Source organism: Pseudomonas sp. ML2-2023-6 (assembly GCF_037055265.1).
Lineage (GTDB): Bacteria > Pseudomonadota > Gammaproteobacteria > Pseudomonadales > Pseudomonadaceae > Aquipseudomonas > Aquipseudomonas kulmbachensis.
This window is the reverse complement of record NZ_CP146347.1, coordinates 4907009-4920111: the sequence shown is the minus strand read 5'-3', so window position 1 is coordinate 4920111 and position 13103 is coordinate 4907009. Positions and strand designations below refer to the sequence as shown.

The window sequence follows — 13103 nt, the reverse complement described above, 5'->3', positions numbered from 1 at the left end:
GAATGGGGGTTGCGTCAATGTTTAAAGATCATAAGTGAGCATTCGCCAAGCGGCTGATAGCCATAAAGAATAAGGCTTTGGTCGATTAGTGACGTTTGGTGTGCTTCAGGTGTGCCGTTTCGGGTGCCGTGGCGAACGGTTTAGGCTAGAATGCCGGGCCTCAAAGCATACCCCTCCCGAGGCTGTCCCGAAGATGTTGATCCTGCGCGGCGCTCCTGCCCTTTCTGCCTTTCGCCACAGCAAACTCCTTGCACAACTGAGCCTCAAGGTTCCGGCTGTCACTGGTTTGTATGCTGAATTCGCCCACTTTGCCGATACCACCGGTGAGCTGACCAGCGATGAACAGCAGGTACTGGCTCGTCTCCTGAAGTACGGCCCAAGCGTGCCGGTCCAAGAGCCGAGTGGCCGATTGTTCCTGGTGTTGCCGCGGTTTGGCACCATCTCCCCTTGGTCCAGCAAGGCTAGCGACATTGCCCGTAACTGTGGCCTGGCTAAAATCCAGCGCCTGGAACGCGGCATTGCGTTTTACGTTGCCGGTCAATTCAGCGACGCTGATGCTGAACTGATAGCCGCTGCATTGCATGACCGCATGACGCAAATCGTGCTGGGTAACCTGGAACAGGCTGCCGGTCTGTTCAGTCACGCCGAACCCAAGCCGCTGACTGCGATTGACGTGCTGGGTGGCGGTCGCGCCGCGCTGGAAAAAGCCAACATCGAGTTGGGCCTGGCGCTGGCCGAAGACGAAATCGACTATCTGGTCAATGCCTTCAACGGTTTGGGCCGTAACCCGCATGACATCGAACTGATGATGTTTGCCCAGGCCAACTCCGAGCATTGCCGCCACAAGATCTTCAACGCCAGTTGGGATATTGACGGTCAAAGCCAGGAAAAAAGCCTGTTTGGCATGATCAAGAACACCTACGTGATGCACAGCGAAGGCGTTCTGTCTGCTTATAAGGACAACGCTTCGGTCATCGTCGGCAGTGTTGCCGGGCGTTTCTTCCCGGATCCTGATACCCGCCAGTACGGTGCGGTGCAGGAGCCTGTTCACATCCTGATGAAGGTTGAGACCCACAACCACCCAACCGCGATCGCCCCGTTCCCGGGTGCAGCGACCGGTTCCGGTGGCGAGATCCGTGACGAAGGCGCAACCGGTCGTGGCGCCAAGCCAAAGGCCGGCCTGACCGGTTTTACCGTATCCAACCTGCAGATCCCGGGCTTTGAACAGCCGTGGGAAGTGCCGTACGGCAAGCCTGAGCGCATCGTTACCGCGCTGGACATCATGATCGAAGGCCCGCTGGGCGGCGCTGCATTCAACAACGAATTCGGTCGTCCGGCTCTGACCGGCTACTTCCGAACGTTCGAGCAGTCCATCACCACCCCGCGTGGCGAAGAAGTCCGTGGTTACCACAAGCCAATCATGTTGGCTGGTGGCATGGGCAACATCCGCGCCGAACACGTACAGAAAGCCGAAATCACCGTTGGCTCCAAGCTGATCGTGCTCGGTGGCCCGGCGATGTTGATCGGCCTGGGCGGCGGCGCTGCTTCCTCGATGGCTACCGGCGCAAGCTCGGCTGACCTGGATTTCGCTTCGGTACAGCGCGAAAACCCGGAAATGGAACGCCGTTGCCAGGAAGTGATCGACCGCTGCTGGCAGTTGGGTGACAAGAACCCGATCAGCTTTATCCACGACGTGGGTGCTGGTGGTTTGTCCAACGCCTTCCCTGAGTTGGTGAATGATGGCGATCGCGGTGGCCGTTTCGAACTGCGCAACATTCCAAATGACGAGCCGGGCATGGCCCCGCACGAAATCTGGAGCAACGAATCCCAGGAACGTTACGTTCTGGCCGTGGGCGTCGAAGACTTCGACCGCTTCCAGGCGATCTGCGAACGTGAGCGTTGCCCGTTTGCCGTAGTCGGTGAAGCCACTGCCGAGCCGCAACTGACGGTCACTGACAGCCACTTCGGTAACAGCCCGGTGGATATGCCACTGGAAGTGTTGCTGGGCAAGGCTCCGCGCATGCACCGTTCGGCAGTGCGTGAGCAAGAGCTAGGCGATGACTTCGATCCAGCTGCGCTGAGCATCGGCGAGTGCGTTGAACGCGTTCTGCATCACCCGGCCGTGGCAAGCAAAAGCTTCCTGATCACCATCGGCGACCGCACCATTACCGGTCTGGTTGCTCGTGATCAGATGGTTGGTCCGTGGCAAGTGCCAGTGGCTGACGTTGCCGTCACCGCCACCAGCTTCGACGTGTACACCGGTGAAGCGATGGCGATGGGCGAGCGTACTCCGCTGGCACTGCTGGATGCTCCTGCATCGGGCCGCATGGCTATCGGCGAAACCCTGACCAACATTGCGGCTTCGCGCATTGGCAAGATCAGCGATATCAAGCTGTCGGCCAACTGGATGTCGGCTGCCGGTCACCCGGGCGAAGATGCCCGTCTGTACGACACCGTAAAAGCAGTCGGTATGGAATTGTGCCCTGAGCTGGGCATCACCATTCCGGTGGGCAAGGACTCAATGTCGATGCAAACCCGCTGGAGCGAAGAGGGCACGGACAAAACCGTGACCTCGCCGCTGTCGCTGGTGGTTACCGGTTTTGCACCGGTGCTCGATATTCGCCAGACCCTGACCCCGGTACTGCGCATGGACAAAGGCCTGACCGATCTGGTTCTGATCGATCTGGGTCGCGGCCAAAACCGTATGGGTGCCTCGATCCTGGCGCAAACCTACGGCAAGTTGGGCAAGCATGCTCCAGACGTTGATGACGCAGAAGACCTCAAGGCCTTCTTCGCCGTAATCCAGGGTTTGAATGCCGATGGCCACCTGCTGGCTTACCACGACCGTTCCGACGGTGGTTTGCTGACCAGCGTAATGGAAATGGCGTTTGCCGGTCATTGCGGTGTCAACCTGGTGCTCGACGGTCTGGCTGAAACTGCCGCTGACATTCCTGCGATCCTGTTCAACGAAGAGTTGGGTGCGGTGATCCAGGTTCGTCAGGACTCGATGGCGGATATCCTTGCGCAGTTCAGCGCTGCCGGTCTGGGCGACTGCGTGTCGGTCATTGGCCAGCCGCGCAACTGTGACGATGTGAGCATCGAATTCAACGGCGAGACCGTGTTTGAAGGTCAGCGTCGTCTGCTGCAACGTCAGTGGGCTGAAACCAGCTTCCAGATCCAGCGTATGCGTGACAACGCTGATTGCGCCGAGCAAGAATTCGCCGTACTGCTGGAAGAAGACAACCCAGGCTTGAGCGCCAAGCTGAGCTTTGATGTCAACGAGAACATCAGCGCGCCGTACATCAAGACAGGCATTCGTCCTCAAGTGGCCGTACTGCGTGAGCAGGGCGTCAACGGTCAGGTTGAAATGGCGGCGGCATTCGACCGTGCCGGTTTCAACGCGATCGACGTGCACATGAGCGACATTCTGGCTGGCCGTGTCGACCTGAACGAGTTCAAGGGCCTGGTTGCCTGCGGTGGTTTCTCCTACGGCGACGTACTGGGTGCCGGTGAGGGCTGGGCCAAGTCGGCTCTGTTCAATGCCCGTGCTCGTGATGCGTTCCAGAGCTTCTTCGAGCGTACCGACAGCTTCTCCCTGGGTGTGTGTAACGGTTGCCAGATGATGTCCAACCTGAGCGAGTTGATCCCGGGCAGCGAGCTGTGGCCGCACTTTGTGCGTAACCGCTCCGAGCAGTTCGAAGCCCGTGTGGCGATGGTTCAAGTACAGGAGTCGAACTCGATCTTCCTGCAGGGCATGGCCGGTTCGCGCATGCCAATCGCTATCGCGCACGGTGAAGGCCATGCCGAGTTCGCCAGTGAAGAAGCCATGCTGCAAGCGGACCTGTCCGGTTCTGTGGCGCTGCGTTTCGTCGACAACCACGGCAAGGTGACTGAAAACTACCCGGCCAACCCGAACGGCTCGCCGCGCGGGATTACCGGTCTGACCAGTCGTGACGGCCGTGTGACGATCATGATGCCGCACCCTGAGCGTGTATTCCGCGCCGTGCAGAACTCGTGGCGTCCAGAAGAGTGGAACGAAGATGCGCCTTGGTTGCGCATGTTCCGTAACGCTCGTGCTTGGGTAAATTAAGAACAGGGTGGATTAAGACGATGTACAAGCTCAGCTTTTTCGTTCCCCCGAGCCATGTCGAAGTGGTCAAGGATGCCGTATTCACTGCCGGTGGCGGTCGAATCGGGACCTATGATCACTGCGCCTGGCAGACATTGGGCCAGGGCCAGTTTCGCGCGTTGGACGGCAGTCAGCCGTTTCTCGGGCAAACCGGTCAGGTCGAGTATGTAGGGGAATGGAAGGTTGAGCTGGTCGTCGCCGATGACCTGATTCACGCCGTGGTGGCTGCGCTCAAGCACAGCCACCCGTATGAAACGCCTGCTTATGAAGTGTGGCGTTTGGCGGATTTGTAAACCCTGATATGTAGCGGCTGCTGCAGGCTGCGATAGGGTGCGAAGCAGCCTTGGTTTTTTGAAGGTCCTTCGACCCTTATCGCAGCCTGCGGCAGCGGCTACAGGGGCTTGATCAACTGCCCCAACACCTCGCTCAACCTGCCTGCCTGTTCCCCTACCAACACATGCCAAACGCCATCGGCGTGCTGGCTGATGCCTTGGCTGCCCAAAGCCTTGAGCTGCATCTCTGACAGCAAACACTCTTCCCCAAGCTTGACCCGCAAGCGGGTGATGGCTACGCATTCAACGCGTAATACATTGCTGCTGCCGCCCAGTGCGGTCAGCCATCTTTGTGCGTGTTCGGGTTCGATTTTTTGCACCGGCTCAACCGTTGTGGCTTGCACGGTACTGGCAGCTGGCGAATGACTGACTTGCGTTAGCTGCAGGCGAATGTCATCGGCAATGCTGTCTGCCATTGGCCCAACCACGACTTGCAGGCTGCCTGCTCGGCCGGGGCGCATCACGCCCATGGCGCCCAGGGCTTTGAGTTCGCTGTCGACGGCCTTGCTGCGGTCGGCCAGTTCCAGGCGCAAGCGCGTGGTACAGGCGCCAACCGTGATCAGATTGTCCGGGCCGCCCAACGCCTGAATATAGGCTTTGGCGCGCTGGTTTTCGCAGAGGCCGGCGGTTTCTGCCACGGGGTTGTCTTCACGGCCCGGGGTCTTGAGTTTGAAGCGGCGGATGCAGTAATCGAACACCAGATAATAAATGCCGAAGTACGCCAGCCCGATTGGAAAGATCATCCAGCCATTGGTCGACTTGCCCCAGCCCAGCAGCATGTCGATGGCCCCACCGGAAAAGGTAAAGCCCAAATGGATATTCAGCAGGTTGGTGATAGCCATCGACAGGCCTGTCAGCAGTGCATGCAGCAAGTAGAGCAAAGGCGCGAGAAACATGAAGGCGAATTCAATGGGTTCGGTGACGCCGGTTAAAAATGCCGTCAGTGCCAACGACAGGAAAATCCCGCCCATCAACTTGCGTCGTTCTGGCAGCGTGTTGCGATACATCGCCAGGCAAGCAGCCGGCAGGCCGAACATCATCATCGGGAACATGCCGGTCATGAATTGCCCGCCATTGGGGTCGCCTGCAAAGTAGCGGCTCAGATCCCCGGTCACGACTTGTCCGGCGTCGTTGGTAAAGCTGCCGAACACGAACCAGGCCATATTGTTGAGGATATGGTGCAGCCCGGTCACGATCAGCAGTCGATTAAGCACACCGAAAATAAACGCGCCGAGGCTGCCGCTTTCGAGCAGCAAGACACCCAGGCTGTTGATGCCTTCCTGAATAGGCGGCCAGATCAGGCCAAACAACGCTCCCAGGGCCACGGCCGCAAACCCGGTGACAATCGGTACAAAACGCCGGCCGCCAAAAAACGCCAGGTATTCCGGCAGCTTGATGTCCTTGAAACGGTTATACAGCGCGCCTGCCATCAGGCCGCTGACGATCCCTGCCAGCATGCCCATGTTGATATTGGGGTCCAGCGCCTTGAGGGTCGATACCAGCACAAGGTAGCCGATAGCTCCCGCCAACCCGGCAGTACCGTTGTTGTCGCGGGCGAAGCCCACGGCAATGCCGATGGCAAAAATCAACGCCAGATTGGCAAAGATGGTGCCGCCCGCATCGTGGATGATTGCGATGTTGAGCAAGTCGGTGTCGCCCAGGCGCAGTAACAGCCCGGCAATGGGCAGGATCGCAATCGGCAACATCAACGCCCGGCCAAGCCGTTGCAGACCTTCGATGAAATATTGATACATGAGGGATTCTCCGTCGTTGTTTTTGTTGTTAGTCGCACAGCGGCCAGTACTGACGACAGGCCTCGCGTACCGATGCGGCATTGCTCATGTTCAGCAGGGTCTGGCTTAACGTTTGGCACATCCCGGCATCCAGCTGACGAACCCGGGCCTTGATTTCACCGATTTGCAGCGGGCTTACCGACAGTTCGCGAACCCCCAGGCCGATCAAGACCGGTGTGGCCAGCGGGTCACTGGCCAGCGCACCGCATACGCCTACCCAGCGCTGGTGTTTTGCAGCACCGGCGCAGGTGTGGGCGATCAGGCGCAGCAACGCCGGGTGCAAGGCGTCGACACGGGCGGCCAGCCCTGCGTGGTCGCGGTCCATCGCCAGGGTGTACTGCGACAAGTCGTTGGTACCGATGGAGAGAAAGTCCGCATGTTCGGCCAATTGCTCAGCCATCAGGGCCGCTGCCGGTACTTCAATCATGACGCCCAGTTCCGGACGCTGGCTCAGGCCCATTTCAACGCGCAAGGCATCCAGGCGCCGACGGATATGCAGCAGCTCGTCGACTTCGGTAATCATCGGCAGCAGGATGCGGCAACGCTGCACTGGGCTGACTTGCAGCAGGGCGCGCAATTGCTGGTCGAGTACCTGGGGATGCAGTTGCGCCAGGCGAATACCGCGCAAGCCCAAGACCGGGTTGGCCTCGACGGGTAGCGGCAGGTAGTCGAGTTGTTTGTCGCCGCCTACGTCAATGGTGCGGATGATCACCGGCTTGTCGCCCATGGCATTGAGTACGCCCTGGTAGGCTGCAATCTGCTCTTTTTCATTGGGGGCGGTAGTACGATCGACAAACAGGAACTCAGTGCGCAGCAAGCCCACGCCGTCTGCACCATTGGCGTGGGCGCTGGCGGCTTCGTGGCTGGAAGCGACGTTGGCGGCAATTTCGATGTGTTGCCCGTCGCAGGTCATGGCGGGCTCACGGGCATGCAGTTGTTGACGGGAAAACCGTTGCTGTTGGGCGAGTATGGTTTGGCGCACCTGTTCGACGCGCTCCGTGGTCGGGGTCAATTCCAGGCGAGCATTGTCGGCGTCGAGTATGACTTCCTGGCCTGCGGGTAAATCCAATACATCGGGGCCCAAGGCAACCAGGCAAGGCAAGCCTTTGCCGCGAGCCAGAATCGCCACATGGGAAGTGGCACCGCCTGCCGCCATGCACAACCCGGCCACGTTCTGTGCGCTAAGCATCAACAGGTCGGAAGGGGTCAGCTCATGGGCTGCGACGATGGCCCCCGGCGGCAACTGGCAATGCCCACTCTCACCCAGCAGGGCCCGCAGTACCCGCTGTTGAAGATCGTGCAAATCGTTGGAGCGTTCGGCCAACAGGGTGTTGCCCAGACTTTTCAGGATCGTGCATTGCTGCTCGATGGCATCGCTCCAGGCATGGGCTGCGTCATGTCCTTGGGCGATGGCGACGTGGCTGGCTTGCAGCAGTGCGCTGTCTTCGAGCAGGTCCAGGTGGGTGGCGAAAATCGTTTCTTCATCGCAGTTGTGTTGCTCGCGTGCGGCGCTCAGGGTCAGCCGGATCTCTGCGCGCACTTGATCCAGGGCAGTATTGAGCGCCAGCAATTGTTGCTCGGGAACATGGTTGCCGAGGTCGGGCGGCAGTTGTACGCCGGACAAATAAAACAGCGGGCCGCTCGCCAGTCCGGGCGCAGCACATACCCCGTTAAGCTGGCCCGGCGGATTGAGTGGCCGGATCGGTGTCGGGGCAAGTGCGGGTCGGGCAGGTGCCGGAGCCGATTGAGCTTTGCCCAGTACCGCCAAAACGGCTTGGAGCGCGGCGTCGGCATCTTCGCCTGCGCAACTGACCTGAACCTCATCCTGCTCGCAGATGCCCAGTGCCAACAGCCGCACAATGCTGTCGCATGGGGCTGAGTTGGCGCCTATGTGCAAGCGCACCAGGCTCTTGAAACCCAGAGCGGTCTGGCGCACCAGCGCGGCAGGTCGCGCATGCAGGCCACCGTGATGGGTTATGCGCACGCTGCCCTGGGCCTGTTGGCTGGTGCTGCCAGCGCCGCCAACCGGGGCAGCGCTGGTACGCGCAACGATATGCAACAACGCCTCGCCTGCCAGAGCCGTGTCATGTTGCGGGGGGTGCAGTTCGAAATGCTCGCCGTTGGTCAGCACCAGAAGGCTGATCAGGCTTTTGCAGCGTTGCGCGATTTGATCGGGGTTGAAGCGCAGCAGCGGTTGGCCGTTACTGACCCGGGCGCCGTTTTCCACCAGCAGCTGAAAACCTTCGCCCTGAAGATCAAAGGTGTCCAGCCCCACATGCAGCAGCAGTTCGGCACCGTTTTCAGCGCGTATGGTCAGGGCGTGGGCGGTTTTGGCGACATGCACCACTACCCCGTCACAGGGCGCATACAAACAATCGTTCAGAGGGTCGATGCCAATGCCGTCGCCCATCATGCCACTGGAAAATACGGCATCCGGTACGAGGGCCAGCTTGATGATCGGACCGCTAAGCGGCGCGCTGAGGGTGAGGTTCTTATTATTGTGCATGGCGCGATACTCATTAAACCTGCGGGGAGGACAACTCAGTGGGTACGGGTCACTTTGCTCAAGAAGCGCGGCTGATCGGGGTCCAGCCCTCGGGCTTCGGCCAAGGCTGCGGCCATCACATAGAAGCTTTGGATCGCCAGGATCGGGTCCAGGTCCGGGTGCGCTGCCTGGCTCAAGGTCAGGTCGCGTTCGGCCACGTCATCGGGTGCCGCCAGCAATACACGGGCGCCGCGTTGGCGCATGTCGCGGGCCAGGGTCAGCAAGCCTGCCTGCTCCACGCCACGCGGGGCGAAAATCAGCAGCGGGTAATTTTCGTCAATCAGAGCCATGGGCCCGTGGCGCACTTCGGCACTGCTGAAGGCTTCTGCCTGCAGCGTCGAAGTTTCCTTGAATTTAAGCGCCGCTTCCTGGGCAATGGCGAAGCCTGCGCCCCGGCCGATCACCAGCAGTCGCTGGGCGTCGCGCAGGGTGTCGATGGCTTTGCTCCAGTCCTGTGTACAGGCGTCGCGCAGGCCTGCGGGCAGGAGGTTGCCGGCTTCGAGCAAGGCTTGGTCATTGGCCCAGTACGCAACCAGCCTGGCGCTGGCGCTCAGGGTGGCGATAAAGCTCTTGGTCGCGGCGACACTGTGTTCGGCGCCAGCACACAAGGGCAGGGTGTATGCGCTGGCGTCTGCCAGCGGTGAGTGTTCGGCATTCACCAGCGCTACGCTCAAGGCGCCGCGTTCGCGCAGCAAGCTCAGGCTGTCGATGATGTCGGGGCTTTGGCCAGACTGGGAAAAGGCAAACACCGCCTGGCCTTTCACCCGCAGTGGTGACTGGCGCAAGGTCACCACTGACATCGGCAACGACGCCACGGGCACGCCCAGGTGCTGCATGGTCAGATAGGCAAAGTAACTGGCGGCATGGTCAGAGCTGCCGCGGGCGAGGGTCATGGCCACATCGGGCGGATTGGCCCGCAGTTCGCGTGCGAGGTCGGTCAGGGCCGGGTCGAGATTGAGCAGTTGGCATTCGACGGCTTTGCACGCGGTTTGGGCCTCTTCAAGCATTTTGGAAGTCAAGCGCTTCTCCTTCGACCATGACGGCAGTGATGTTCAATGAGCGATCCAGGCGCACGCAGTCAGCCCAGCTACCGGGCTGTAAGCGCCCGCGATCTTCAAGGCCGAGGTAATCGGCCGGGAACTGCGACAGACGCTGCGAGGCTTCGGCCAGCGGCAGACCAATTTTCACCAGATTGCGCAGCGCCTGATCCATCGTCAGGGTGCTGCCTGCCAACGTGCCATCCGCAAGGCGCACGCCGCCCAGGCACTTGGTGACGGTGTGGCTGCCCAGCTGGTATTCACCATCGGGCATGCCGGTGGCAGCGGTCGAGTCGGTGACGCAGTACAGGCAAGGGATCGCTCGCAAGGCGGCACGGATGGCGCCGGGATGCACGTGCAACAAGTCAGGAATCAACTCGGCAAAGCGCGCATGAGCCAGGGCCGCGCCCAGAATGCCGGGCTCGCGGTGATGCAGCGGGCTCATGGCGTTATACAAATGGGTAAAGCTGCTGGCACCGGCATCCAGTGCGGCCACGCCCTCTTCATAACTGCCCAGGGTGTGGCCCAGTTGCATGCGAATGCCGCGGGCGCTGAGTGTGCCGATCAGTTCGATATGCCCGGCAATTTCAGGCGCTATGGTGATGACCTTGATCGGCGCCAGGTTCAGGTAATCCTCGACTTCGGCCATCAGTGCGGTGTGCGCAAAGTTGGGTTGTGCCCCGAGTTTGCCAGGGTTGATAAACGGGCCTTCGAGATGCACGCCGAGGACGCGGGCGCAGCCGCTCGGGCGAGTTTGGCAAAAGTCACCGAGGGCGCCGAGCACGCGGCTGATGTCGTGATTCGGCGCGGTCATGGTGGTTGCCAGCAAGGCCGTGGTGCCAAAGCGCAGATGGGTACGGGTGATGGTGTCGAAGGCTTGCGCCCCTTGCATGATGTCTTTGCCGCCACCGCCGTGAACGTGCAAGTCGATAAAGCCGGGCAGCAGGTACGGCAAATCGTTATCTGCCGGGTTGCAGGGGCTGCCTTCGATGCCGACCACTTTGCCGTTTTCGTGGCGCAGGTAGCCGCGAACCCAGCCGTGGGCCGTGAGGATGTTGTCTTCGAGCATGAGCAGCCCTCTGGGCGTGGTGTCGAGTCAGGGTTAGCGGCGCAGTTCCGCCACGAAGTCGTAGTAGTCGTTGCGGCAATAGGTGTCAGTGACTTCGATGGGCGTGTTGTCTTCGAGGTAGCCAACCCGGGTCATCAACAGCATGGCGGTGCCAGGCTCAATGCCGACCAGGGTCGCGAATTCAGGCGAAGCGTTGATCGCCTGAATATGTTGCAGGGCGCGGACCACCGGTTTGCCGATGCTGTCCAGGTACTCATAGAGTGAGTCACCAATCACCTGTGGCTGCGGGATCAGAGAGGCGGGCAGGGCGCTCATCTCGATCGCCATGACAGTCTCATCGGCTTTGCGCAGGCGCTTGAGCCGCGCGACTTTATCGGTGGGCGACAGCGCCAGGCGAATCAGCTCTTCGTGGGTCGGCTGGGTAATTTCACGCTCTAGCCAGTGTGAGCTTGGGGCAAAACCTTTGAGCCTGAGCATTTCGCTGAAACTTGAAAGTCGCGACAACGGCTGTTCCAGGCGCGGCGTGATAAAGGTGCCCGAGCCTTGGCTGCGGCGGATCAAGCCTTGCTCGAACAGTACTTCCAGGGCTTTGCGGGCTGTCACCCGGGACAGGCCCAGTTGTTCGCTCAGGCTGCGTTCCGAAGGCAAGGCCTGCTCGGCTTTCCAGACGCCGGCGTGAATCGCGGCTTCCAGATTTCGGGCCAGTTGCAGGTACAGCGGCGTGGCCAGGGTGTCGTCCGGGCGTAGAGCCAGAAGAGTGTTCATGGGCGGTGCATCCGATGCGGTTATTAGGGTTTTGTCGCTCGGTAATGTGGCAAAAGTAATACCACTTCAATACCAAGTCAACGCGAGAATAATCACTATTCCCAGCATTAAGAGGGTGTTGTTCGGCTGAAAATATCTTTGGTGTTTAAGTGGTATTAGCGGTGCGCGGAAGGCGCTGAGAAGTTGCGGGCCCAGTCGGGCCCGGCGGGATGCAAAGGTATTAGACGTGGGGAAGAGGGAGTGGCGAACAACGACTGAAAATTATTTTTTGCTTACGGGCGGATTTCAACCATCGTGCCGTCTTTGACCAGGTTCCAGACTTCACGCATTTCGTAGTTTTTCATCGCGATACAACCATCGGTCCAGTCCAGGGTATGGAACAGCTCTTCTGGGTTGTCTTCGCTGTCCGGCGTGCCGTGGATCATGATCATCGAACCCGGGTTTACGCCCTCACGTCGGGCTGTCGCCGCGTCGCTGATATTGGGGTAGTTGATATGCATCGCCAGGTTGAACTTGTCGCTTTTTTTACGCCAGTCGACCCAATACATCCCCTCAGGGGTGCGCTTGTCGCCTTCACGCATTTTTGCCCCCTTGGGTTGCTTGCCCAAGGAAATACGGTAGGTCTTGATCGGTTTGCCATCGCTGATCAGTTGCAGCTTGCGGGCGGACTTGAGTACCAGGACCTTGTCGATGCTTTTCCCGGCATGGATCGGCTGTGCTGACGGGGTTGGCTGGAGTACCTGATTTTTATCGACGGGTTTTCCGTTTACGGTTATGACAACAGAAGCTTGGCAAGTAACGGCAAATGACAGGCAAAGAGCAGCGAGCAACCAACGCATTAGAGGGATATTCCTGAGGTACAAGGCAAACAGCATTATTGTTGGGGTTTATCAAGGCTGGCCAAAGGCGCTACAGCCTCGCTGCGCACAGGGTAGGTGGCACCAGGGCGGTCAGCGAAAAAGCATTCTAAGGTACGGCTGACCGTGCGAAAAGCCAGCTCTGACCAAGGGATGTCTGCTTCTTCAAACAGCCGGACCTCAAGGCTTTCTTCGCCTGCTGCAAAGTCGAGGCTTTGCAGCTCGGCGCGATAGAAAATATGCACCTGATTAATGTGCGGCACATCGATCAGGGTGTAGATATTCAGGTTTTCAACGATGGCGCAGGCTTCTTCGAGGGTTTCGCGTCGGGCTGCGTTTTCTACCGTTTCACCGTTTTCCATAAACCCTGCGGGCAGGGTCCAGTAACCCTTGCGCGGTTCAATGGCGCGCCGGCACAGCAGCACTTGTGTGCCCCAGGTGGGCAGGCAACCGGCAACGATATTGGGGTTTTGATAGTGGACAGTGTTGCAGTGGTCGCAGACATAACGCAGGCGCGAATCGCCTTGCGGGATATGTTGGCTGACGGAGTGGCCGCACAGGTTGCAAAATTTCATG

The 13103-nt window shown here is 59.7% G+C and carries 9 protein-coding genes; 2 read left to right on the top strand and 7 right to left on the bottom strand.

Annotation, left to right across the window (positions count from 1 at the left end):
* The first annotated feature begins 193 nt into the window (after positions 1-193).
* Together purL and V6L79_RS22800 are read left to right on the top strand one after the other, a co-directional pair.
* Positions 194-4090: a phosphoribosylformylglycinamidine synthase gene (gene purL, locus V6L79_RS22805; RefSeq protein ID WP_261739522.1), complete on the top strand. Its 3897-nt coding sequence runs from the start codon at positions 194-196 to the stop codon at positions 4088-4090.
* 20 nt (positions 4091-4110) lie between these two features.
* A complete protein-coding gene (locus V6L79_RS22800) occupies positions 4111-4422 on the top strand; it encodes a YqfO family protein (RefSeq protein ID WP_261739521.1) in 312 nt (103 codons plus the stop codon).
* A gap of 98 nt (positions 4423-4520) precedes the next feature.
* On the opposite strand, the gene nagE is transcribed toward V6L79_RS22800, so the two are convergent.
* From nagE to V6L79_RS22765, 7 genes are all read right to left on the bottom strand, one after another.
* Positions 4521-6215: an N-acetylglucosamine-specific PTS transporter subunit IIBC gene (gene nagE / locus V6L79_RS22795; RefSeq protein ID WP_338579542.1), complete on the bottom strand. Its 1695-nt coding sequence runs from the start codon at positions 6213-6215 to the stop codon at positions 4521-4523.
* A gap of 28 nt (positions 6216-6243) precedes the next feature.
* The gene (gene ptsP / locus V6L79_RS22790) at positions 6244-8760 is read right to left on the bottom strand and encodes a phosphoenolpyruvate--protein phosphotransferase (protein WP_338579541.1); all 2517 of its coding nucleotides are present in this window, start codon (positions 8758-8760) and stop codon (positions 6244-6246) included.
* Positions 8761-8795: 35 nt separating this feature from the next.
* Positions 8796-9818 (bottom strand): SIS domain-containing protein, encoded by a 1023-nt coding sequence (locus V6L79_RS22785; RefSeq protein WP_261739518.1) that lies wholly within the window; start codon positions 9816-9818, stop codon positions 8796-8798.
* A complete protein-coding gene (nagA, locus tag V6L79_RS22780) occupies positions 9799-10905 on the bottom strand; it encodes an N-acetylglucosamine-6-phosphate deacetylase (protein WP_321834430.1) in 1107 nt (368 codons plus the stop codon). The genes V6L79_RS22785 and nagA overlap by 20 nt, the downstream gene beginning before the upstream one ends.
* A gap of 33 nt (positions 10906-10938) precedes the next feature.
* Positions 10939-11670, bottom strand: a complete 732-nt coding sequence (locus tag V6L79_RS22775) for a GntR family transcriptional regulator (protein ID WP_261739516.1) — start codon at positions 11668-11670, stop codon at positions 10939-10941.
* 272 nt (positions 11671-11942) lie between these two features.
* Positions 11943-12509 carry a murein L,D-transpeptidase family protein gene (locus tag V6L79_RS22770; protein ID WP_261739515.1) on the bottom strand — a complete coding sequence of 189 codons (567 nt, stop codon included), beginning with the start codon at positions 12507-12509 and terminating at the stop codon, positions 11943-11945.
* Between the two features lie 35 nt (positions 12510-12544).
* Positions 12545-13102: an NUDIX hydrolase gene (locus V6L79_RS22765; protein ID WP_261739514.1), complete on the bottom strand. Its 558-nt coding sequence runs from the start codon at positions 13100-13102 to the stop codon at positions 12545-12547.
* Position 13103: the final 1 nt, after the last annotated feature.